A 22,742-nucleotide genomic window follows, 5' to 3' on the forward strand; every position below is an offset into this window, starting at 1 on the left:
CCCTAGAGTTTACATTTATATTTAAGAAGCTTTTCTTTTAGATTAAGAGATGATGTAAAAAGTACTGTTTTGAATCCTAATTTTTCAGCACTTATAATATTTTCCTTTGTATCATCTATAAATATTGACTCAGACGGGTTTATATCGTACCTACCGGACAACGTATTATAAATTTCACTTTCTGGTTTCAGTAGGTTTTCTCTGTACGAGACTATCCCCCCATCGAAACCTATAAAAAAATGATATTTCTTTGAAATTTTTTCAAAGGCTAACATATGAAAATTAGACAAAAAATATATTTTATATCCCATAAGTTTTAATTTTTTTAAAATTTCTACAACATCTTCCATCGGGGTGAGTATTTCGTACCAGTTATTCATCACCTCCCTTATAAGCTGCTCATTTTCTGGATCTCTGTCACATATTCTGTTAATTGCTTCCTCTTCTGTAATTACTCCTCTATCAAGCATAATCCATTCATTACTTTTAAATATCTCTTGATAAATTTTATAGGCTCTTTGTTTATCAGGAATTTTTTTGTATGTATACTCTAGAGGTTCAAAATTTAGCAATACTCTTCCCAAATCAAATATAATATTTTTTATCATAAGTCCCCCTTATTTACATTATCTTTTATACATAACAAATGCCTTTCACCATAGAAAATAAAATTCATTCAATATACTCGTAATTGTTTGAGCATATAGCATTTTAAAATATTTAAATTTAATTGGGCTCTATCTCGTCAGGGATAAACCCCTTGTACTGGGCATCATATAGAGATCGGTATATGCCCTTTTCCTCTAGCAAATCCTCATGGGTTCCGATTTCCTGTATCCCATCTTTGTTGATTACGATAATTTCATCTGCATGTTTGATGGTAGTTAGACGATGGGCTATAATAAGACTGGTTCTTCCCTTAGATAATTTTTCCAGAGATCTTTGAATCTTAAACTCAGTTTCATTGTCAAGGGCGGATGTAGCTTCATCTAATATAAGTATAGGGGGATTTTTAAGAAACACCCTTGCGATGCTTATTCTTTGTTTTTGTCCACCAGAAAGCTTGATACCTCTTTCTCCTACATCGGTGTCATAGCCTTTTTCAAGGCTCATAATAAAATCATGAATTTCTGCATTTTTAGCCGCTTGGATCATCTCTTCCTCTGTGGCGTTTATATCTCCGTAGATTATATTATCTCTGATTGTACCTGCAAATAAGAATACATCTTGTGAGACCAAACCGATATTTTTCCTTAAACTGTTGATTTTTATATTTTTAATATTGATATCGTCAATGGAAATCTCCCCAGAATCCACTTCATAAAATCTCGGAATTAGATGACATAAAGTTGTTTTACCTCCCCCAGAAGGCCCAACAAGGGCGATTGCCTTTCCAGGTTCTATATTTAGATTAATACCAGAGATTATATTGTGATTTTCATTATAGGCAAAGGTAACATTTTTGAAATTTATCTTTCCCTTGCAGCTCTCTAGCTCTAAGGCGTCTTCACTGTCTTTGATGAGAGGTTCTATAGCCATAATTTCATTGAATCTTGCAAATCCCGTCATTCCTGATTCAAACTGCTGAACTGAATTGGTAAGCCTTCTTATGGGAACTAGGAAAGCATTGGTATATAAAGTAAAGGCCACTAAATCTGGAAAATTCATCTTTCCATTGTAAATAAGAAAGCCTCCTAAGCCTAGAACTATTATATTTAAAAGATTTATAAAAAAATGCATGCCACCCATAAAAACAGCCATCTGCATATAAGCTTCATTTTTAGAGTTTTTAAATAGAACATTACTCTCATTGAATTTGTTGATCTCATGCTCTTCATTTGCAAATGATTTCGATACCCTTATCCCTGAGATGCTGCTCTCAAGCTGTGCATTTACACCTGATATTTTTTCTTTTACTTTTTTAAATCCCTGAGACATTTTTTTTCTTCTTTTTACTGCGAAAAAAACCATGATCGGTACAATTGTATATACTCCTAAAGCCAGCTGCCAGTTTAGATACAGCATGGCAAAGAAAGACCCTATAAGCATAAGTGCAGAAAGAAAAACATCCTCAGGAACATGATGAGCCATCTCAGTCATTTCGTTTAGATCATTGATCATTCTAGACATTATATGCCCCACTCTCGTCTTGTCATAGAAACGAAAAGATAGTTTCTGAAGATGTAAAAACAGTTCTTTTCTTAAGTCATACTCAATTCTTATTCCCAGAATATGACCCCAGTAATCATTTACAAACTGAAAAAACACCCTTAAAACATATAAACCAAGTAAAACCAATACAAAAACAAAATAACTCCTAAACTCATTTCCGGGAAGAAGATCATTTAAGGCATATTTTGCAAGCATTGGGTAAGCCAAATCAATAAATGCAACAAAAAAAGCACAGACCATATCAATTGTAAAAAGCTTTTTATGGGGCTTATAAAATTTTCCAAATTCTTTAACCATAGAAAAATCAAACTTCATCTTATTCCTCCGTTATATAAAACTGTATTTAACAAAAAGTAACTTAAATTAACTTTATTTTAACATAAAGTTTTAAAGTATTGCAAAAAAAGAGACAGTTATCTGTCCCTCTTTTATCATATAGACTCAGGTTTGACAACAAGTATCGATTCCTGATTGTTATATGTGACAAAACCAGGTTTACCACCCTTTGGTTTGTTTAAGTGTTTTTTCAAGGTATAATCTATCAGCACTTTTTCTCCAGGCAAAGTTTTTGAATAAAAGGCTGCTATTTCTGCCCCCTTGAATATAACCTCCTCTGTGAACTCTCCGTTCCAACGGATTATTACATGGCTCCCAGGAACCTCTTTTGAGTGAAGCCACATATCATTTCTATCCGCCACCTTAAAAGACAAATTGTCATTTTCAAGATTATTTCTTCCGTAAAGAATCTGATACCCTTCAAATTCTATAGTTCCGTAATTAAGTGGTGTAATTTTTTTCTTTTTTAGACTTTTTACCGCCTTCATATACTTTCCTACCACAAGTTCATCTTTTATAGTGTTTAGATTTTCCATAGTTGAACTTTCCTCTAAAAAACTTTTTACACCTTTAAGGTAGACAATCTCATTTTTTACTTGTTCGTACCTTTTTAGATTGAACTCAAAGCCTCGTTTTAATTTATTGTACTTTTTATAATACCTGTCTAGATTTTCCTTAGGTGAAAAATTTGGATTTAAAATTATAGTCGTCTCACAGTTATTGTAAAAATCAAAGAGTACCGCTTCTTTCTGCCCTCTTTTTATCGAGTAAAGATTTGCTGCTAGAATATCCCCTGTCTCTTTTGATTTTTCATATTTCTTGTTTTTATCCATCTCCTTTTCCAAAATTTTCAGGGTACGCTTATTTTTTTTGATCTCTTTTTCCACAACATTCAAGAGAGATGAGAAGAGATTATTATACGATTCAGAAGATTTTGTAGCCTCTATATAAAAATTTATCATTCGATTTATAGTTTCAAATTCCTCTTTCCTGTCAAAACCAGCATTTTTAACCTGAAAAACCGAGGCTAAGGTTATTTTTCTGTTGTTGTAGTAAACAGTAGGAGTACCTTTGGTGTTTAGCACTTCAAAAAAATCAGAAGTGGTCTCTATGGCTTTGGCAGCAACCATTCCTAGCCCCTCTATACTTTTCACCATTTCTTTAGGACTGCCTATCATTTTTTCCAGACTTTCTTCAGATAATTCCGCGGGAGAATTTTTCTTCTCAGTTATAGGCTGGGAATACTTGGCTCCTGGCAAAAGGACCCTAAGCTTATTTTCCTCTAAAGAGAATTTTTTCATAAGGTCTAATATCCCCCCATCCTTATCTGTTAGAATAAGATTGCTGTGTTTACCCATTATCTCAAAATAAAGTATATAATCTTTATACTGTCCCAGTTCATTTAGTTTTCTAAATTTAAATACAAGTATCCTGTCATATCCAAGTTGACTTACCTCTGTGATTATAGAGTTAAGCAGATGTTTTCTAAGATTTAAAGAAAAACTCATAGGAGTTTCCGGTGCATTTTCCTTGTTATCTTTCAGATAGCATACAGGAAGGGAGGCGTTGCAGGAAAAAAACAGATTCAACTTTCCAAAAAAAACAGAGGTTGAAAGTCTGCTATACTGAAAAACTTTGGTTACTTTTCTACCTGTAAGAACTTCTGATAGTTCATCTTTAAGTTTATTTATAGATATTCCATCTAAATAAAGCACTTTATCATCTCCTTCTCAGAAAAAAAAGAACTTACCTCAGAAAGGTAAGTTATGATTCTTTTTTTACCGCTATTAAATTTTTTGCATCTAAAGCGTTGATCTCTAAAAGAGAGCCGTCTTCTTTTTCTACAGTTACTGTTTTATGATTATTAGATATTATTTTCATCTTACTGTATATCTCTATTCCATGATCCTTGAAAAAAGCCTTTATAATTGGTGTCCCTTTTATATCAATGACGCTAACAAGATAGTTTTTAGGAAAATCAGTTATAGGATTTGGCTTAAAATAATCTATTTTCTCCCGAAGGTTTTTCAAAATCTTTTCAAAAACATCTACGAAAATCTCAATATCCTTAGAATCTATGTTTTGGGTTATGCTAGACATAATCATATTATGATAGTTTGTATGGTAGTTTAGAGCCTCATCACCTTTTCTAGACAGGGATACAAATACCTTTCTTCTGTCAAGATCTGACCTCACCCTGTTAATAAAGCCCTTTTCACTGAGCTTTGAAATGGCTACTGTGGCTGTTCCCATTGTTATCCCTAGTCTGTCAGAAAGTTCATTCATAGTAAGAGAATCACTTCCTATAGCTTCAATAACATGGAGTTCAGTATGAGTCAGACATTTTATCCCCTGTTTTAGAGCAAGATCCTCAGTTTCATAAAAAAGCTTGTAAAAATCTTCTAAAACTATATTAACCTTTTCTAAAACCATTAAACTCACCTACTTTTTTAGACTTTCTATTCTCTCCTTGTAATTTCCAGAGAAAACATAAGAACCAGCTACAAAAACATTGGCTCCGGCTTCTATACAACCTTTTACGGTTTTATCTGTGATACCTCCATCCACTTGGATATCTATGTTTGCATTCATCGATCTTACTTCTTTTATTTTTTCAAGAGTGGAAGGAATAAATTTTTGTCCACCAAAACCTGGGTTTACAGACATAAGAAGAACCATATCTAGTTCATCTATTATATATTTTAAAGATTCCACCGAAGTTGCAGGATTTAAAGAAACTGCAGCTTTCACACCGTGGGCTTTTATCTGCTGTATAGTTCTATGAAGATGTGTAGTAGATTCTGCATGAACAGTTATAAGGTCAGCACCTGCCTTTACAAACTCATCTATATATCTTTCTGGGTTTTCAATCATAAGATGTACGTCAAAACAAAGGTTTGATTTATCTCTTATTGATTTTATAACCACTGGTCCGAAAGATATGTTTGGGACAAACATCCCATCCATAACATCAATATGTATCATGTCAGCTCCAGCTTCAGTTATAGAAGTGATTTCCTCTCCTAATTTGCTAAAATCCGCTGAAAGAATCGACGGAGCTATCTTTATCATAATTTATTCCACCTTTCAATTTTTAATTTTTCATAACATCTCAGAAAAAACTCATATCTTTCCTTTGAGATCGATCCGCCTTCAACGGCATTTTTTACAGCACATCCAGGTTCATTTACGTGTATGCAGTTTGAAAACTTGCACGGCTCATCCAGATCAAATTCAGGAAAAAGATCTATAAGTTCCTGTACATTTGATATCTCCGGAAGATCTACTGAAGAAAATCCCGGCGTATCTATTACAAATCCCTCTTCTTTTAAAGGAAGTAAAGTAGTCGCCCTTGTTGTGTGCTTTCCTCTTTTTAACTTTCTGCTGGTTTCTCCGACTTTTAAGGTAGTACCTTCCTGGAGAAGATTTAGTATACTTGATTTACCTACGCCACTTGGACCTCCAAAGGCAGTAACATGACCCTGAATATAGGATTTTACTTCCTCTATACCGATATTTTCTGCTGTCGATACAAAGAAAAGGTCGATATCAAGGGCTTTCAGATAATCAAGGTTATTTTTTATCTCTTCTATTTCAGACTCTTCTACAAGGTCTATTTTATTTATTATTATCACAGGTTTTATCCTGTGATAGTATGAATTAAGTATCAGAATATTTATTCTTTCATAATCAAGTCTCGGATCCATAGCAGAAAACTGTATTACAATATAATCTATATTTGCAACTAGCGGCCTGTGAATTATATTTTTTCTTTCAAAGACCTTGGTAATAGAACAGTCCTCGGAAAACTCCACAATATCCCCTACAATACAGTTATCTTTTCTGTCGGTTTTCTTTAGTATTCCCCTTAGACGACATTCATAAGTCTGCCCCTGGCTCTCTACATAATAAAAACCCTGCATTTTTGTAATGACTATGCCTTTAATGATAATTCACCTCTATTTATTAATTATTACATCTACAACGGTTCCTTCAAATGTCATTATTCCTGGCTGAATTCCGCTGTCTACAATAATTCCACTTTCCAATTCACCGTTTTGTATATACTCTATATTTCCCATTATTAAATTTTTTGATTTAAGCAGACGTTTTCCTGTAAAAACATCAACCCCTATAAGATCAGGCATTCTAACCTTGGCACCAACCTTTTTCATGTCCACAAGAAAAGAGATCTCCTTGTTTCTGTAGACGGTACTTCCTGCCTCTGGATCTGAAGAGATCACCTGGTTATACACAGCATTCTTCTGTGCATAAGATATATTTTTTAACCTGAGTCCTAGCTTTTCAGCTGTGGCCTTGGCATCAGAAAGATCCATTCCGTTAAAATCCGGAACAACAACCTGATCCTGCCCCCGGCTGATCCACACTCTTATAATTCTTCCTTTTTTTATAACTTTCCCAGCTTTAGGCTCCTGAGAAAAGATCTTGCCACTATCATACTGAGAGAAATCTTCTCCCATCTCTTTTATTTCAAGAGATTCTTTTGAAAGTAATTTTTCAGCTTCAGAAACACTAAAATTTGAAAGGTCTGGAGTGACAATCAGGAACTCATTAAAGTAATATTTCAAAAAAACATTCCCTGAAAAGAATAGGATCGCTATAAGCATCAAAGCTGACGAAATATAAAATCCTCTTTTATTCATTATTCCTCCTGTGTGGTCAAAAATCAAGCAGAAAACTTTATTGAGATCATAACATATAGAAGCTCAAATAGCAATAACTACTTGATAATTCTTGTGTGAAGTGTTAGAATAGGTTTATGATTTTTTTACTTTAGGAGGTAATTTAGTTGTCAAAAAAACCTTGGGATAAAGGAATTTCTAGGAAGATGTATACAGAGGAGCAGATCGCTCAGAGAGTGAAAGAATTAGGTGCTCAGATTACAGAAGATTTTAAGGATAAAGAGGAAGATTTAATAATAGTTTGTCTGTTAAAAGGATCTATCATGTTTATGGCAGATATCTGCAGAGAGATAAAACTTCCCATCAAAATGGACTTTATGAGTGTGTCTAGCTACGGAGACGACTTTGAAAGTTCTAGAGAAGTGAAGATTGTAAAGGACCTCGATGAGAAAATAATGGGTAAACATGTGATAGTTGTAGAAGATATAATAGACTCAGGTCTTACACTGAAGAAAGTTTTAAAACTTCTAGGTAGCAGATCACCTGCTTCTGTATCTCTTTGCACCCTTTTAAACAAAGAGGTCAGAAGAGAGGCAGATGTTGAGGTTCAGTATATCGGTTTTGACATCGAAGACGAGTTTGTACTTGGTTATGGTCTCGACTACAAACAAGAATACAGAAATATCCCTTATGTTGCGGTAATGGGGTCACTAGATTAATTTAAATTCAAAGAATCCAACGGAAGAAGTTTGAGGTGTATTATAAAATGAAAAAGCACAAAATCGAGGTAATGATACCGAGAGAAGATATCAAAAGAAAAGTCAGGGAACTAGGGGAACTTATTGAAAAAGACATAAAAGATAGCGACAACGAAGTCATCTGTGTAGGACTTTTAAAGGGTTCTGCAATTTTCATGGCAGACCTTGTTCAGAGAATAGACCATCCTGTAAAGATGGATTTCATGAGTGTTTCTAGCTATGGAAGCAGCATGGAAACCTCTGGTGTGGTAAAGATCATAAAAGATGTAGATGAAGATGTGGAAGGAAAAGATATTGTTATTATTGAGGACATTATCGATTCTGGACTTACTTTAAATTACGTAAAGAAATTTCTTTTATCCAAAGGAGCTGCTTCGGTGAAAATATGCACTCTTTTAGATAAACCATACAGAAGAAAAGCAGAGGTTTTTGTTGATTACGTAGGATTTGAAATCCCAAATGAGTTTGTAGTAGGTTACGGGATTGATTATGCAGAGTTCTACAGAAATCTTCCGTATATTGGTAAGGTAACCCTGTTAGATTAGGACGGAGGAGATATGTCTTTTAAGCATAAGAAAAAATTTGGTCAGAATTTCCTCACTAATCAAGGTGAGGTCTTAAAACAGATAATGGAAGTATCAGGTGTAGAAGAAACAGATGTGATCTTAGAAATAGGTCCAGGTGAAGGAGCTCTTACTGAGCTGCTCTTAGAAGCATCTAGCAAGGTGAACTGTGTAGAGATAGACAGGGATCTAGAAAAAATACTAATTAAAAAATTTGATGAAAATCCAAAATTCAACCTTATTATGCAGGATGTCTTAACTGTAGACTTTGATAAGCAGATAGGGGAAAAGGTAAAAGTTGTGGCAAATATACCATATTACATTACCTCTCCTATTATAAATAAACTTATTGAAAACAGGAAATATGTAGATGAAATCTATATCATGGTACAAAAAGAGGTGGCAGAGAGAATCTGTGCCAAGTCAGGTAAGGAAAGAAGCACTCTCACCCTCGCGGTGGAATATTTCGGAGATGCAGAATATCTTTTCACAATTCCAAAGGAGTTCTTTCAACCGGTTCCAAAGGTGGACTCGGCATTTATGTCTATAAAGCTTAGAAAGGACAACTCTCGTATAGAGGAGATTCCAGAAGACACTTTCTTTAAATATGTAAAGGCGTCTTTTTCAAACAAGAGGAAGAACCTGATAAACAACATCTCTACTCTGGGTATTCCCAAGGATATAGTTAGAGAAAAACTAGAACAAGCTGAGATCGACGGTAAAAGAAGAGCTGAAACCCTTTCCATCGATGAGTTTATGAATTTGATCAAAGTATTTGAAAAATAAGCAAGTGGTCCCCTTAGGGATCGCTTGTTATTTTAGGTATAAAAAGGAGTGTCTCTATGCAGAGTTATGAGTTTTTTGTAGACAGCGAAAAAAAACACATTGATTTTATAAATAAGATTATTGAAGCCTACGAGGGTATAGGGGTTGTAAGAACTCTAGATGCTTCCCTAGGGCTTATAAAAATAATTTGTACAGACGATTTTAAAGAGTTTGTGAGACAAGTTTTAGAAGACTTAAACAGCCGTGGGATAACTGCTAAAATAACTGAAGAGGGCCCTTGGAAAGGTGAACTCTAAGCTGAATCAGGCAGCGACTCTCCACAGAGTATACTACAACGAAACAGACCAGATGGGCAGAGTGTACCACGGAAATTTTGTCAACTGGATGGAAAAAGGCAGGACAGAGTGGCTTAGAAGCAAAGGAATATCATATAAAGAACTTGAAAATATAGGGGTGTTTCTACCTGTTAAGGATATAGGTATTGAATATTTTTTGCCTGTAGAGTATGATGATGTGGTGAAGATAAGTGCCGTGGCAGACTGTATTACAAAAATAAAAGTAGAGTTTAATTATGTAATAACTGATGAATCTGGAGAAAAGCTTTATGCCAGAGGTAAATCTACAAATATATTCACAGGAAAAGACGGAAAACCAAAAAGAATAGATAACGAGTTTCTAAGTATAATTTGGGAGGAAAAATAATGGAAAAATTAGAAAAGCTTCTTTATTACGTGGTATCACAGATGGTAAAAACTGAAACTGATATAAGAATTACATATGAACTTCTCGACGATACCGTTACTTTCAGAGTGAGTGTAGCTGACGGAGAGCTTGGAAAAGTAATAGGAAAGAACGGACTTACTGCAAATGCCATAAGAGGTGTAATGCAGGCTGCAGGAGTAAAAGATAAATTAAACGTAAATGTAGAATTTTTAGATTAAATTATCAGGGGGATATAGATGTCAGATCTTTTGAATGTTGCTAAAATTTCTGGAACTCACCATCTAAAAGGAGCTGTAAAAGTAGTTTCTCACATGGATGATATCGAGCTTCTCACAGGAAATAAAGTAATTGTCGAAAGTCCAGCTGGATTAAAAAAGGTGCTTACAGTGACCTCTGCTGGATTTATGATGGGAAACAAAGCGGTTTTAGAGTTTGAAGAGATAACAAATAAAGTAGATGCTGCAGCTCTTGCAGGATCAATGGTTTTAATAAAAAGAGACCTTATCGGTATAGGAGAAGATGAATATTTAGCCAGTGACGTTATCGGCATGGAAGTTATGGAATTAGGTGGAGAAAGCCTAGGGAAGGTAACTGATATTTTTGAAACTCCTGCTCACGAAATATATGTGGTAAATGAGGGGTCAGAAGAGATAATGATACCTGGTATAGAGGAATTTATAGAAAATATTGATTTTGAAAACAGAAAAATAACGGTAAAACTTATTGAGGGAATGAAACCAGAAAAGGAGTAAAATCATTGAAAATTAATATACTGACCCTTTTTCCTGAGATGTTTAATGGCTTCAAAAGTGAAAGTATCATAAGAAGAGCTATCGAGGGTGAATTTCTGAAAATAAATGTTATAGATATAAGGTCTTTCTGTCATGATAAGCATAAACAGGCTGATGACCTTCCATTTGGCGGCGGGGCAGGAATGGTTTTAAAACCTGAGCCTCTTTTTAGAGCCCTTGAAAATACAACTGGAAAAGTAATATATACGTCTCCTCAGGGAAAACAATTTGACCAGAAGATGGCAATAAACCTTTCTGAAGAAGAAGAGATCACAATAATTGCAGGGCATTATGAGGGAATAGATGAAAGAGTTGTAGAGGAAAAGGTAGACTTTGAAATTTCCATAGGAGACTTTGTCTTAACAGGGGGAGAACTTCCTGCAATGGTTATAGCTGATGCCATAGCAAGGCTTATTCCAGGGGTCATAAAAAAAGACTCCTATGAGAATGACTCTTTTTATAACGGACTGCTAGACCATCCTCATTATACAAGGCCTGCAGAGTATATGGGAAAAGCTGTACCTGAGGTACTCCTTTCTGGACATCATAAAAATATTGACGAGTGGAGACTAAAACAAAGCCTCAAAAGAACTTTACAGAGAAGACCGGATATTTTAGAAAGCAGAGAGTTTACAAAACTTGAAAAAAAACTAATGAAAGAGATAAAAGAGGAACTTTGTAAAAAATAAAAGTTTTATTCACTTTTAAATGTTGAAATATTTTAGGAGGAAAGTTATGATTTATAAATTAGGAGATCTTTCGCCATCAATTGGAGAAAATAACTTTATTGCTGAGAACGCCACAGTTATAGCTGATGTCAGAACAGGTAACAATGTGAGCATTTGGTTTAATGCAGTTTTAAGGGGAGATCTAGCCCCTATAATCATCGGTGACGACAGCAATGTCCAGGATAATGTTACCCTTCACGTAGATCATGATACTCCTGTAGAAATTGGAAACGGAGTTACAATAGGGCACAACGCCATTATTCACGGGTGTAAGATAGAAGACAACTGTGTTATCGGTATGGGAGCTACTCTTTTAAATAAAGTTGTTATTCCGAAAAACTGCCTTGTAGCAGCAGGATCCGTTGTTGGTCCTAAGCTAAAGATAGAGGAAGGGGACCTTGTAGTGGGTAATCCAGCAAGAATAGCTAGAAAACTTTCCAAGGAGAATATAGCTTATCTTTCAAAAACTAAAAATATATACATTGAAGATATCGAGGTTTACCTAACACAGCTTGAAAAAATCAAGTAAGGAGAGAAAATGAGAGAGAATATATATTTAGGACTGGTTCACTATCCAGTTTACAATAAAAAATCAGACGTTGTATGCACTTCTGTTACAAATTTTGATATACATGATATCTCAAGGACGTGCAAGACTTATGATGTAAAAGGTTATCATATAATTGTTCCTTTAGATGCTCAAAAAGAACTTACAAACAGAATATTAGGATACTGGCAGGAAGGCTTTGGTGCCAATCACAACAAGGACAGAGAAGAAGCTTTTTCCTCTACATGCGTAAGTGAATCTATAGAAAAGACCATTGAACTAATAGAAAAAGAAGAGGGTAAAAAACCTCTGATAATAACAACATCTGCTAAAATTTATCCAAACTCCATCTCATACAAAGATCTTTCTGAAAAGATCATGGATGATGACAATGTGTACCTTCTGCTTTTTGGTACAGGATGGGGTCTGACCGAAGAAGTTATGAATTCGTCTAAATATATTTTAGAACCCATCAGAGGAAATACAAAATATAACCATCTTTCAGTAAGATCGGCTGTTTCAATTATTTTAGACAGGCTGCTGGGAGAAAATTAAAACACAGGAGCCCTATATGGCTCCTTTTTTCTAATGAAAGGGTATGATGTAATGTGTATAAAAATAAAGTCAAAATAAAGCCCCGTAGAAATATTTTTGAATCTATCGGAGTAAAAAATATTGATATAACAGAGATAGTGGTATATGAAAGAGAAAAAAAAATTGAGTTAAACTGCCTGGTGTCAACTACTGCAAGTTTAAGAGAACTAGATATTCTTGAGAATTCTTTAGCTGACAAATTCGGTCAGGAAGCAGACTTTCACTTTGAACTAGAATTTTTAAATAAAGAGATCACCAGGGATGACTTAAAAGAGATCATAGAGAGAATCATACGTGAGATAAAAAGAAAAAATGCAATATCCAGATCTTTTTTATATCTTTACAGAATAAGCATACAAAATGAGCATATCGACATTGAGCTCAAGAATGAAACTGCTGTGGACATTCTTCTAGAGTCTAGCATTCATGAAAAACTAAATCACAGACTGAAGAGATACGGCATTAGAAATTTTGAGGTAAGACTTGTATCGGGAGATTTTACCAAAGAACTAAAGGAAGTAGACAATTCCATAATAAATATTGAAAAAGAACTTGAGAAAAAAATATCGTCTGAAGAAGCTAAAGTAACCTCTGTCAAAAAAGCTGCACCTGTAACTACATCAAAAAGTGGTGACGTGGTTATAGGTAAAATTATAAAGGGAAAAACCATATCCTTTGAAGCCTTTTCAGAGATATATGATGGTGAAAGCTGTGTTCTTGAAGGACAGTTATTTTCAATTGAAAAAAGAGACCTTAAAAGTGGAAAAGTTCTTGTGACATTCAATATTACAAACCTTGAAAACTCAGTCTCATGTAAAAAATTCATGGAGAAAGCAGAGTCTGAAAAACTTTCTATTAAAGAAAATATCTGGGTAAAGTTAAACGGGAAAAAGCAGCGGGATAAATATTCAAACGATGAAGAAATACTAATGGTTGGTTCTATAAACATTATCGATTCAAAAACAACTGAAAGAGAGGACAGAGCAGCAGAAAAAATGGTAGAACTGCATACTCACACAAAAATGAGTGATATGGTAGGTTCTATAGATGCTAAAAATCTTGTAAAAAGAGCCTTAAAATATGGCCATAAAGCGTTGGCAGTAACAGATTATGGAGGTGTTCATTCCTTTCCTTTTGTATATAAGGCGGCCAAAGGCAGTGACCTTAAGGTTATCTTTGGATGTGATGCCTATATGGTGGACGACTCTCGTCCAATGGTTGAAAATCCTAAGGATGTTCTCATACAAGATGAAACATATGTTGTATATGACCTTGAAACTATGGGGCTTAACTCCCATGAAAATGAGATAATAGAAATCGGTGCCATAAAATTAAAGGGTACAAGAATAGTTGATAAATACTCTCAGCTTATAAATCCTGGAAAAAGTATCCCGAGTAAGATACAGGAACTTACGGGAATAACAGATGATATGGTAAAAGATGAACCCTCTATAGAGGAAGTTTTACCTGGGTTTTTGGAATTTGCAGGGGATGCGACTTTAGTCGCACATAATGCAAGGTTTGACATAGGTTTTTTAACAAGAGATGTAAAAAAATATACCAATATCAAAGATTACAAACCATCTGTCATAGATACCCTTCAGTGGGCCAGAGACCTTTTACCTGACCTCAGAGGGTATGGACTGAAGTCTGTCACAAAGAAGTTGGGAGTAGCCCTTGAAAACCATCATAGAGCCGTTGACGACTCTCAGGCTACTGCACATATGTTTGCTATTTTTCTTGAAAAGTTTATAGAAGAAGGAGCAGTCAAACTAAATGAACTAGACAAAGTCTTTCCTGTAAACATAAAAAAACAAGATACCAGCAATGTTATGCTTTTAGTAAAAAATAATACAGGACTTAAAAACTTATATAAGCTGGTATCAGAGGCTCATATTAATTACTATGGAAGTAAAAAGCCCAGAATCCCAAGATCCATCATAGAGGAAAATCGTGAAGGGATAATTATAGGGGCGGCTATGAGTATGCATTTTGGAAATGAGGGAGAATTGGCCTCAGCATATTTCAGATATAATTTAGATTGTATTGACGAAAAAATAAATTTTTATGATTATATCGAGCTTCAGCCTAGGGAAACCTACACCGAACTTTATGAAAAAGAAGGTACTGGGACTATAAGTTCCTTTGACAATATAGAAAAAGCAAATAAGTCTTTATATAAACTTGCAAAATCAAAGGGGAAAAAAGTAATAGCAACATCAAATGTTCATTACTTAGATGAAGAAGATCACAGAGTCAGAAGTATACTCCTCTATGGAAGCGGTAGTGTTTTCCGTGAAAAGCAATATAACTCAGACAATAAATTTTATTTTAGGAGCACCAACGAGATGCTTAGAGAATTTTCTTATCTCGGTGAAGATGTTGCAAGGGAGATAGTTATAGAATCTACCAATGCTATTGCAGATGAGGTAGAAAAAATTCAACCTGTGCCAAGTGGTTTTTTCCCTCCAAAGATAGATAACGCAGAAGAGATAGTAAAAGAGATGACTTATAATAAGGCATATAAAATATACGGAAATCCTCTTCCTGAAATAGTTGCTCAGAGATTAGAAAGGGAACTTAAGGCTATTGTAGGAAACGGCTTCTCTGTACTATATTTGTCTGCCCAGAAACTTGTAAAGGAATCTCTAGATAACGGTTATCTGGTGGGTTCAAGAGGATCTGTAGGTTCTTCTCTTGTAGCTTTCATGATGGATATAACTGAAGTTAATGCTCTATACCCGCACTATATCTGTGTCGACGAAAACTGCAGATACTCTGAATTTATGGACAAAGAGGGAGCCGGGGTGGATCTTCCTGATAAAATCTGTCCTAAATGTGGAAAAGAACTCAAAAAAGAAGGCCATGCTATACCTTTCGAGGTATTTATGGGATTCAACGGAGATAAAGTCCCTGATATAGACTTAAATTTCTCAGGTGAATACCAGTCAGAAATTCACAGGTACTGTGAAAGACTTTTTGGTAAGGAAAATGTATTCAAGGCAGGAACGATTTCAACTCTTGCTGAAAAAAATGCCTATGGTTATGTAAAAAAATATTTTGAAGAACACAATATATCGGTTAGAAATGCTGAGATAATAAGACTTGCAAAAAAATGTGAAGGAGCAAAAAAAACCACCGGACAACATCCGGGGGGGATGATAGTAGTTCCTCAGGGACATTCTATATATGAGTTCTGCCCGGTACAAAAACCCGCTAACGATGCGAAAAATGAATCTATAACAACTCATTTTGATTATCACGTAATGGATGAACAGCTTGTTAAACTAGATATACTAGGTCATGATGATCCCACCACGATAAAACTTTTACAGGAATATACAGGGGTAGATATTTATGACGTTCCATTGGCAGATCCAGAAACATTAAAAATATTTTCAGGAACTGAATCTCTTGGGGTTACCCCAGATCAGATCAACTCAGTTATCGGTACATATGGAGTTCCAGAATTTGGTACTCAGTTTGTAAGACAGATGCTTGTAGACACAATGCCTACTACATTTGCCGAGCTTGTAAGAATATCAGGACTTTCTCACGGTACAGATGTTTGGCTTAACAATGCCCAGGAATTTGTACGTAAGGGAGAAGCTACTCTTTCTGAAATTATATCAGTTAGAGACGATATTATGAATTACCTTATAGATTCAGGTATAGAAAAAGGAACGGCTTTTAAAATAATGGAGTTTGTACGTAAAGGTCGTCCAAGTAAAGAAGCTGATGCCTGGAAGGATTACTCAAAACTTATGAAGGAGCATAACGTTCCTGACTGGTATATAGAATCCTGCAGAAGAATTAAGTACATGTTCCCTAAGGGACATGCCGTTGCTTATGTTACAATGGCAATGAGGATTGCATACTTCAAGGTTCATCATCCTCTAGCATTTTATGCAGCTTACCTTTCTAGAAAAGCAGATGATTTTGACTCAGAATTTATGCTTTCATTGAACAGTGTCAAAGAAAAAATAGACGAGCTTTCAAAGGAAATGAAGTTAGATGTAAGGCAAAAATCACAACTTGCTGTAAGTGAAATAATCCTTGAGATGCATGCCAGAGGATTTGAATTTTTAGGAATTGACATTTATAAGTCAGATGGATTTAAGTTCACTATAGAGGATGACAAAATAAGAATTCCTTTAGTGGCTCTAAATGGTTTAGGTGGAGCTGTGGTGGAAAATGTCATAAAAGAAAGAGAGATAGGAAAATTCCTTTCCTATGAAGATCTTAAGAGAAGGACAAAAGCTTCGCAGACAGTTATAGAAAAATTAAAAATTGTTAATGCTATCGACGGTTTAAGCGACACAAATCAAAAATCTCTTTTCTAAAAAATAATACGAGGCTCTCTGAATTTTTTCAGGGGGCTTTTTTTATATAGCTCATTAAATTCACTAAGCTAATGATTAAAATTAATGCTCTCAATTAATTTTTATAAAATTATTTATTTTTGACACAACCAAAGCAAATTATAGTAAAATATATATTAACAACTTAAAATTTTGTTTAACTTTCCAAAGTAATGAAAAAATTATTACTCTGGATTTATTACATGATTTTAAACTTCTAATACAGTTTTCATAACTATACATCAAATTAAAAGTTATTTTACTTGGAATTTAAAAGGAGTGATCATCTTTGAGAAAAAAAATAATAGTTTCCATCACCTTAAGCAGTTTCATTGTTTTTTTCTTACTTTTTTTGTTTATCAGTGAAAATATAAAAAAAGATTACAATAAGTTCGAACAGAAACGTTCTAAAGAACGTTATATGATTATTAAAAATGAGTTTAAAAGCTTATCGAATAATTTGAAAATTTTAAGTTCAGACTGGGGAGAATGGGACGACACATTCGAATTTGTAAAAAATAAAAATGAAGATTATATAAAATCTAATCTAAGTCCATTAAGTATTTCAACATTGGGAATAAACTACTTGTACATAACCGATATAACTGGAAAAAATGTTTATAGTGTGGGATCTGACAATGAAATCCAGAGAAAAATAATACCATCAGAAAAATTGAGAATTCAGTAAATGAAATAATAGAAAATAAAGACTTAAGCAAAAGGCTTGAAATTACAGGAAAAGATGAAATTTCATTACTTAAAAAGAATATAAATATTTTTTTAGATACCATTGAGAATATGAATAATAAATTGGTGGGCAAGGCTAGTTACGATATAATGACAGGAATCTTCAACAGGCATACTGGTATGGAGAAATTAGAGTTAATAACTGAAAAATCAAAATTTGAAAATAAATCTCTCACAGGTTGCTTTATAGATGTAGATGGGTTGAAATTTGTAAACGGTAATTTTTCTCACAATGACGGAGATGATCTTATCAAAAAGATAGCCTCTGTTCTAAAAAACTTCTCAAGAGATGAAGACCTTTTATTTCGCTTAGGTGGAGATGAATTTTTTATGGCTTTTTTAGGAATTGATCATTCAGATGTAGAGAAAATATTTTTAAGAATAACCAACTATTTAGAAGAATACAATAAAAAAAGTAAAAAGCCTTATGATCTTAAAATAAGTTATGGAATCATAGACTATGACTCTAACAAAACTGTAGATGAGTTTATTTTTTCGGCTGATGAAAAAATGTATCGGCACAAGTCAGGAAAAAAAGCTTTTAGAAATTAACTCTCTTTAAAGTATAGTTTTTATAGACATCCCATATAACTTTTGGAGAAGACGTGTTTAAATATTATTTTTATAGAGGATATTTACCTTTAGAAACGTATTAGAATAATAGTTGCTTTTCATAAAACTTTTTAAGGAGGTTTGAAATGGAGAAATGGAGATGTGTGCCTTGTGGTTATATTTATGACCCTGAAATTGGTGATGAGGCTGGTGGAATTAAACCAGGTGTAAAATTTGAAGACCTTCCTGAAGATTGGGTTTGTCCTCTATGCGGGGCACCAAAGGAAGATTTTGAGTCTGCTCAATAATTTTTAAACTAAATTAAAAAAATGCGGGACAGTTGTCCCGCATAAATTATTTTCTTATTCCTAATTTTGCAATAAGAGCTCTGTAACCGTCAAGATCTTTCTTCATCATGTAGTTAAGAAGTCTTCTTCTTTTTCCTACCATTTTTAGAAGACCTAATCTTGAATGGTGGTCTTTCTTGTGTGTTTTTAAGTGATCAGTTAAGTGGTTGATTCTCTCAGTTAAGATAGCTACTTGAACCTCTGTAGATCCTGTGTCCCCTTCGAATTTTCCAAACTCTTTTACTAATTCTGCTTTACTTTTCATTGCCATTTGTAATTTCCTCCTAAATCTTTATTATCTAAGCCAAGTGAAGCGTTGGCAAACGCATAACCTAGCTCAAATTAAGATTATTCTATCACATTATTCACTTTTTGTAAAATCCTTTCTACTTACATAGCTATAAAAATAATGCTAATTTATGTATAAAGAATTTTAATTAAACATTTATTTTTGATAATTATATTTTCAAAATAACAATATGGGTATTTTTTTAATCAAGTCGAAAATAAAACTAGGAGCTTAGGCTCCTAGTTTTATTTTCTCTATGAGTTATCTGATTCAGAATTTTTATTTTCTTCATTATCTTCTGTTATATGCTCATTAGTTGCATCCTCTTGAGTTTTAATTTCCTCTTGAGGTTCTTCTTCTTTTGGAAGTTCTGACTTTAAAGGTTCTAACTCTCCACCTTTCATAAGAATATCCAGCTCTATACCTGATATTGTTTCCCTGTCTAAGAGAGCTCTAGTAACTTTTTCAAGTTTCTCATAGTTATCTCTTAGTATTTTCTTTGAATCCTCATAAGCTTCTGTTATAAGAGTTCTGACCTCATCGTCTACCTCTTTTCCAGTAGTCTCACTATAGTGCTTTTGCATGAAGAGATCCCCGTCATTGGTATTGTCTAGTAATATCGGTCCAAATTTTTCACTCATTCCGAATTTGGTTACCATAGCATGGGCTATCGCTGTAGCTCTTTCTATGTCGTTACTAGCTCCCGTAGTTATATCTCCAAAAACGACTTCTTCTGAAGCTCTTCCTCCTAAAAGGGTTCTAATTTCAGAAAGGTATTCATTTTTAGATTTTAGATATCTGTCCTCTGTTGGAAGGGTCATAGTATAACCCAGTGCAGCCATCCCTCTAGGTATTGTTGTTACTTTATGTACAGGCTCTGTATATGGAAGAACCCACTGAACCAAAGCATGGCCTATTTCATGATAAGCTACAATAAGCTTCTCTTTTTCAACTATTACCCTAGATTTTCTCTCTGGACCTATAGAAACTTTTTCTGCAGCTTCTTCTAAATCTTCCATAGTAATTGTTTCCCTACCAGAACGAGCCGCCAATATAGCTGCCTCATTCAGCATATTTGCCAAATCAGCTCCTACAAAACCTGGAGTCTTTCTAGCTATAGTATGAAGGTCCACATCTTCCGAGAGTTTTTTACCTTTTACATGTACTTTTAATATAGCCTCTCTACCTGTTATATCTGGTCTATCAACTACAACTTGTCTATCAAATCTTCCCGGTCTCATAAGAGCTTTATCTAATATCTCCGGTCTGTTTGTCGCAGCTAAGACAATGATTGTTTCTTCACTGTTAAATCCGTCCATTTCCACAAGAAGTTGATTTAGAGTCTGTTCTCTCTCGTCATTTCCTCCACCTTGGCCGGCTCCTCTTTTTCTTCCCACAGCGTCAATCTCATCTATGAATATTATACAAGGAGCATTTTTTCTAGCTTTATTGAATAGGTCCCTTACTCTAGAAGCACCTACCCCTACAAACATCTCCACAAACTCTGATCCTGATATGCTGAAAAATGGTACTCCCGCTTCCCCAGCTACTGCTTTTGCAAGAAGGGTTTTTCCCGTTCCAGGAGCTCCTAATAAAAGGACTCCTTTTGGAATCTTGGCACCCATTCTTTTGAATGTCTCAGGTTCTTTTAAAAAGTGAACAACCTCTTCTAGTTCTACCTTAGCTTCCTCTATACCTGCCACATCCTTAAATGTGATATTAGAGATCTGTTCTCCGTTTTCCTTTGCCTTGGATTTCCCCATATTAAATATCTGAGGTCCTCCTCCGCTACCTTTATTCATCTTATTAAGCATAAATATCCATATACCTATAAGAAGAAGCATAGGGAACCATGATATAAATACATTTACAAGAAAAGGTACTCCTTCAGGCTCTACTGACTTTATAGTTGTAGTCCCCTCTTCAAGAGCTTTTACAAGATTTTCATCCTGAACAAGTCTGTCAGATATCATTCTGGCATTTACCTTTTCATCGCTGTCTTTTTTTACAGCATAAACATATCCCTCTTTCTCCTCGACAGATTGAAAAGCTCCACTTCTAGACAAATCTAGAAATTCTGTATAAGTAACTTCTTCGCTTCCAGTCTGTGATGTATCTGTCATAAGTGAAGGTATCGACATAAAAATTGTCACTATAAATAAAAGCATAACTATGCTTTTGAAATTGAACTTACCAGGCTTGGGATTTTTTCCATTGCCTCCCTCGGGATTTTGATTATCATCATTCCCTCGAGATCCTCTTCCTCTCATCCCATATTTAAGTTTTGCCTTTAGTTCTTTCTTTCTTTCTTCTAGCTCATTATAGACACCGTCGTCCTCTTTTTCCTCTTGTTTTCCTTTGTTTTCTTCTTCTTTTCCATTTTTTAATTTTTCATTGTCTAAATTATCTTGGTTTTCTTCAAAACCATTTTTCTTTTCCATATCATCACCTTGATTTCTGTTCTCACTCACTAAAGTTGTCCTCCTCTACAGATAATTTTACAATTATTTTCTCTGATTTAACTGATTTGAATTTTTCATTTCCCCTTACAGATGCTATCCATACTATTTCATCATTTAATACTAAAATTGGAATAACTTCTCTTGCTTCCTTGGGGATTTTCTCATTAATAAAAATATCCTTTATTTTTTTTGAAGAATTCATTCCCACTGGTTGTATTCTGTCTCCGGATTTTCTTTTTCGGATCAACAGTTCCATACCCTCTTGAAGATTCGTACAAAATTCATTTTTTCCAACAGAATTATTTATATCTCTGAAGGCTTTTATCCTGTAATTTCCATATTTTACTTCTCCGGGTATTTTCAAGAGTACATCTTTTAAAACATTTGAATCAGTTTCTTTTGATTTTACTGAAATTTTATCATATTCCTTTTTAAGTACTATATTTTTACCTAAGGACAACTTTTTACTTCCGCCCTTTTTCAATATATCTAGTATATTTTCCAGTTTTTCTCTTGTGATCTCTATTTTATATTTTTTTAAAAACTCATTTATTACTTTTCTTTTTTGGTATTCATGAAGTTCTTCTAGCTTTTTCAAATCCAATTTTTCATTTTCTATATAATCTGAAATATTTACTTTCAATAATTTATTGGCCTCTTTTATCTCCTCTATAAGTGAAAAAATTTTCTCCTTAAAATTGGCATTATATTTATCTTCTATAAAGGGTATGAGATCAAGTCGTATGCTGTTTCTGGTATAGGTATTTTCAAGATTACTTGAATCGATTCTATACTCTATTTTATTACTGTCCAAATATCCCAAAATATCCTTTTTATACACTTCGGATAAGGGACGTATAAAAATATCACGTCTCACAGGAATCCCTTCTAAACCTTCAAGGGAGGTTCCCCTCATCATTCTAAAAAGAAAAGTCTCTACCTGGTCATCTTTGTTATGTGCAAGGGCAACTTTATCAGCACCCCACTCTTTTGAAATTTTATAAAAAAAATCATATCGTATAGACCTTCCAGCCTCTTCCTCTCCAATACCATGCTGACGTGAATATTTTTTTATGTCCGCCTTTTTTACATAATATTTAATCCCATTCTTTTCAGCCAGTTGTCTACAAAATTCCTCATCACCATCTGACTCATCACCCCTTAAAAGGTGATTTATATGAGCTATGGCAATCTCTAACTTGAATTCCTCTTTAAGATCAAGCAAAGCCTCAAAAAGGAATACAGAATCTGGACCTCCTGAAAATCCAAGTAGAATCTTTTCTCCACTTCCAACAAGGTCGTTTCTGAGGACAAATTCTCGGACTCTTTCTATAACTTCCATA

24 protein-coding genes are annotated in these 22,742 nt (G+C 34.2%); 14 read left to right on the forward strand and 10 right to left on the reverse strand.

Annotated features, from left to right (window positions below):
• Positions 1-2: 2 nt before the first annotated feature.
• From ILYOP_RS06605 to ILYOP_RS06635, 7 genes are all read right to left on the reverse strand, one after another.
• On the reverse strand, positions 3-608 hold the full coding sequence (locus ILYOP_RS06605) for an HAD family hydrolase (RefSeq protein WP_013387760.1): 606 nt from the start codon (positions 606-608) through the stop codon (positions 3-5).
• Positions 609-726: 118 nt separating this feature from the next.
• Positions 727-2,487, reverse strand: coding sequence for an ABC transporter ATP-binding protein (locus ILYOP_RS06610; RefSeq protein WP_013387761.1), 1,761 nt, complete (start codon positions 2,485-2,487; stop codon positions 727-729).
• A gap of 116 nt (positions 2,488-2,603) precedes the next feature.
• Positions 2,604-4,223: an Rqc2 family fibronectin-binding protein gene (locus ILYOP_RS06615; protein ID WP_013387762.1), complete on the reverse strand. Its 1,620-nt coding sequence runs from the start codon at positions 4,221-4,223 to the stop codon at positions 2,604-2,606.
• Between the two features lie 49 nt (positions 4,224-4,272).
• Positions 4,273-4,941: a MarR family winged helix-turn-helix transcriptional regulator gene (locus ILYOP_RS06620; protein ID WP_013387763.1), complete on the reverse strand. Its 669-nt coding sequence runs from the start codon at positions 4,939-4,941 to the stop codon at positions 4,273-4,275.
• Between the two features lie 9 nt (positions 4,942-4,950).
• Positions 4,951-5,580 carry a ribulose-phosphate 3-epimerase gene (gene rpe / locus ILYOP_RS06625; RefSeq protein WP_013387764.1) on the reverse strand — a complete coding sequence of 210 codons (630 nt, stop codon included), beginning with the start codon at positions 5,578-5,580 and terminating at the stop codon, positions 4,951-4,953.
• A complete protein-coding gene (gene rsgA, locus ILYOP_RS06630; protein ID WP_280985350.1) occupies positions 5,577-6,440 on the reverse strand; it encodes a ribosome small subunit-dependent GTPase A in 864 nt (287 codons plus the stop codon). Before rsgA ends, rpe begins: the two co-directional genes overlap by 4 nt.
• A gap of 27 nt (positions 6,441-6,467) precedes the next feature.
• Entirely contained in the window at positions 6,468-7,172 is a 705-nt protein-coding gene (locus tag ILYOP_RS06635) for a PASTA domain-containing protein (RefSeq protein WP_013387766.1), read from the reverse strand.
• Between the two features lie 146 nt (positions 7,173-7,318).
• Between ILYOP_RS06635 and hpt (ILYOP_RS06640) the strand changes: the two genes are divergently transcribed.
• From hpt (ILYOP_RS06640) to rd, 14 genes are all read left to right on the forward strand, one after another.
• Positions 7,319-7,870 carry a hypoxanthine phosphoribosyltransferase gene (hpt, locus tag ILYOP_RS06640; RefSeq protein ID WP_013387767.1) on the forward strand — a complete coding sequence of 184 codons (552 nt, stop codon included), beginning with the start codon at positions 7,319-7,321 and terminating at the stop codon, positions 7,868-7,870.
• A gap of 47 nt (positions 7,871-7,917) precedes the next feature.
• Positions 7,918-8,454 carry a hypoxanthine phosphoribosyltransferase gene (gene hpt / locus ILYOP_RS06645; protein ID WP_013387768.1) on the forward strand — a complete coding sequence of 179 codons (537 nt, stop codon included), beginning with the start codon at positions 7,918-7,920 and terminating at the stop codon, positions 8,452-8,454.
• Between the two features lie 12 nt (positions 8,455-8,466).
• Entirely contained in the window at positions 8,467-9,258 is a 792-nt protein-coding gene (gene rsmA / locus ILYOP_RS06650; protein WP_013387769.1) for a 16S rRNA (adenine(1518)-N(6)/adenine(1519)-N(6))-dimethyltransferase RsmA, read from the forward strand.
• A 56-nt stretch (positions 9,259-9,314) separates the two neighbouring features.
• Positions 9,315-9,554: a DUF4911 domain-containing protein gene (locus tag ILYOP_RS06655; RefSeq protein WP_013387770.1), complete on the forward strand. Its 240-nt coding sequence runs from the start codon at positions 9,315-9,317 to the stop codon at positions 9,552-9,554.
• Positions 9,544-9,960, forward strand: coding sequence for an acyl-CoA thioesterase (locus ILYOP_RS06660; RefSeq protein WP_013387771.1), 417 nt, complete (start codon positions 9,544-9,546; stop codon positions 9,958-9,960). The genes ILYOP_RS06655 and ILYOP_RS06660 overlap by 11 nt, the downstream gene beginning before the upstream one ends.
• The gene (locus ILYOP_RS06665; RefSeq protein WP_013387772.1) at positions 9,960-10,199 is read left to right on the forward strand and encodes a KH domain-containing protein; all 240 of its coding nucleotides are present in this window, start codon (positions 9,960-9,962) and stop codon (positions 10,197-10,199) included. Before ILYOP_RS06660 ends, ILYOP_RS06665 begins: the two co-directional genes overlap by 1 nt.
• A gap of 18 nt (positions 10,200-10,217) precedes the next feature.
• Positions 10,218-10,733 carry a ribosome maturation factor RimM gene (rimM, locus tag ILYOP_RS06670; protein WP_013387773.1) on the forward strand — a complete coding sequence of 172 codons (516 nt, stop codon included), beginning with the start codon at positions 10,218-10,220 and terminating at the stop codon, positions 10,731-10,733.
• Between the two features lie 5 nt (positions 10,734-10,738).
• Positions 10,739-11,461, forward strand: a complete 723-nt coding sequence (gene trmD, locus ILYOP_RS06675; RefSeq protein ID WP_013387774.1) for a tRNA (guanosine(37)-N1)-methyltransferase TrmD — start codon at positions 10,739-10,741, stop codon at positions 11,459-11,461.
• A gap of 46 nt (positions 11,462-11,507) precedes the next feature.
• Positions 11,508-12,029 carry a gamma carbonic anhydrase family protein gene (locus tag ILYOP_RS06680; RefSeq protein WP_013387775.1) on the forward strand — a complete coding sequence of 174 codons (522 nt, stop codon included), beginning with the start codon at positions 11,508-11,510 and terminating at the stop codon, positions 12,027-12,029.
• A gap of 9 nt (positions 12,030-12,038) precedes the next feature.
• A complete protein-coding gene (locus ILYOP_RS06685; RefSeq protein WP_013387776.1) occupies positions 12,039-12,602 on the forward strand; it encodes an RNA methyltransferase in 564 nt (187 codons plus the stop codon).
• Positions 12,603-12,655: 53 nt separating this feature from the next.
• A complete protein-coding gene (locus ILYOP_RS06690) occupies positions 12,656-16,984 on the forward strand; it encodes a PolC-type DNA polymerase III (protein WP_013387777.1) in 4,329 nt (1,442 codons plus the stop codon).
• Positions 16,985-17,291: 307 nt separating this feature from the next.
• Complete coding sequence (locus tag ILYOP_RS06695) at positions 17,292-17,690, forward strand: CHASE4 domain-containing protein (protein ID WP_041921024.1); 399 nt, start codon at positions 17,292-17,294, stop codon at positions 17,688-17,690.
• Positions 17,691-17,800: 110 nt separating this feature from the next.
• Positions 17,801-18,301: a GGDEF domain-containing protein gene (locus ILYOP_RS06700; protein WP_083789108.1), complete on the forward strand. Its 501-nt coding sequence runs from the start codon at positions 17,801-17,803 to the stop codon at positions 18,299-18,301.
• A gap of 146 nt (positions 18,302-18,447) precedes the next feature.
• Positions 18,448-18,609, forward strand: a complete 162-nt coding sequence (rd, locus tag ILYOP_RS06705; RefSeq protein ID WP_013387778.1) for a rubredoxin — start codon at positions 18,448-18,450, stop codon at positions 18,607-18,609.
• 46 nt (positions 18,610-18,655) lie between these two features.
• Here the strand turns inward: rd and rpsO are convergent, their stop codons facing one another.
• The 3 genes from rpsO to tilS form a co-directional block, all read right to left on the reverse strand.
• The gene (gene rpsO / locus ILYOP_RS06710; RefSeq protein ID WP_187288115.1) at positions 18,656-18,913 is read right to left on the reverse strand and encodes a 30S ribosomal protein S15; all 258 of its coding nucleotides are present in this window, start codon (positions 18,911-18,913) and stop codon (positions 18,656-18,658) included.
• Between the two features lie 278 nt (positions 18,914-19,191).
• Positions 19,192-21,408 (reverse strand): ATP-dependent zinc metalloprotease FtsH, encoded by a 2,217-nt coding sequence (gene ftsH / locus ILYOP_RS06715; RefSeq protein ID WP_013387780.1) that lies wholly within the window; start codon positions 21,406-21,408, stop codon positions 19,192-19,194.
• The gene (tilS, locus tag ILYOP_RS06720) at positions 21,401-22,741 is read right to left on the reverse strand and encodes a tRNA lysidine(34) synthetase TilS (RefSeq protein WP_013387781.1); all 1,341 of its coding nucleotides are present in this window, start codon (positions 22,739-22,741) and stop codon (positions 21,401-21,403) included. The genes ftsH and tilS overlap by 8 nt, the downstream gene beginning before the upstream one ends.
• Between the last annotated feature and the right edge of the window lies 1 nt (position 22,742).

This window comes from Ilyobacter polytropus DSM 2926, from assembly GCF_000165505.1.
GTDB lineage: Bacteria > Fusobacteriota > Fusobacteriia > Fusobacteriales > Fusobacteriaceae > Ilyobacter > Ilyobacter polytropus.

Bases quoted from the DNA above. Each gene is read 5' to 3' on its own strand.
- ILYOP_RS06605 (WP_013387760.1), bottom strand. From the start codon at position 608: ATGATAAAAAATATTATATTTGATTTGGGAAGAGTATTGCTAAATTTT.
- ILYOP_RS06610 (WP_013387761.1), bottom strand. From the start codon at position 2,487: ATGAAGTTTGATTTTTCTATGGTTAAAGAATTTGGAAAATTTTATAAG.
- ILYOP_RS06620 (WP_013387763.1), bottom strand. From the start codon at position 4,941: ATGGTTTTAGAAAAGGTTAATATAGTTTTAGAAGATTTTTACAAGCTT.
- rpe (WP_013387764.1), bottom strand. From the start codon at position 5,580: ATGATAAAGATAGCTCCGTCGATTCTTTCAGCGGATTTTAGCAAATTA.
- ILYOP_RS06635 (WP_013387766.1), bottom strand. From the start codon at position 7,172: ATGAATAAAAGAGGATTTTATATTTCGTCAGCTTTGATGCTTATAGCG.
- hpt (WP_013387768.1), top strand. From the start codon at position 7,918: ATGAAAAAGCACAAAATCGAGGTAATGATACCGAGAGAAGATATCAAA.
- rsmA (WP_013387769.1), top strand. From the start codon at position 8,467: ATGTCTTTTAAGCATAAGAAAAAATTTGGTCAGAATTTCCTCACTAAT.
- ILYOP_RS06655 (WP_013387770.1), top strand. From the start codon at position 9,315: ATGCAGAGTTATGAGTTTTTTGTAGACAGCGAAAAAAAACACATTGAT.
- ILYOP_RS06665 (WP_013387772.1), top strand. From the start codon at position 9,960: ATGGAAAAATTAGAAAAGCTTCTTTATTACGTGGTATCACAGATGGTA.
- rimM (WP_013387773.1), top strand. From the start codon at position 10,218: ATGTCAGATCTTTTGAATGTTGCTAAAATTTCTGGAACTCACCATCTA.
- ILYOP_RS06680 (WP_013387775.1), top strand. From the start codon at position 11,508: ATGATTTATAAATTAGGAGATCTTTCGCCATCAATTGGAGAAAATAAC.
- ILYOP_RS06685 (WP_013387776.1), top strand. From the start codon at position 12,039: ATGAGAGAGAATATATATTTAGGACTGGTTCACTATCCAGTTTACAAT.
- ILYOP_RS06700 (WP_083789108.1), top strand. From the start codon at position 17,801: ATGAATAATAAATTGGTGGGCAAGGCTAGTTACGATATAATGACAGGA.
- rd (WP_013387778.1), top strand. From the start codon at position 18,448: ATGGAGAAATGGAGATGTGTGCCTTGTGGTTATATTTATGACCCTGAA.
- rpsO (WP_187288115.1), bottom strand. From the start codon at position 18,913: ATGAAAAGTAAAGCAGAATTAGTAAAAGAGTTTGGAAAATTCGAAGGG.
- tilS (WP_013387781.1), bottom strand. From the start codon at position 22,741: ATGGAAGTTATAGAAAGAGTCCGAGAATTTGTCCTCAGAAACGACCTT.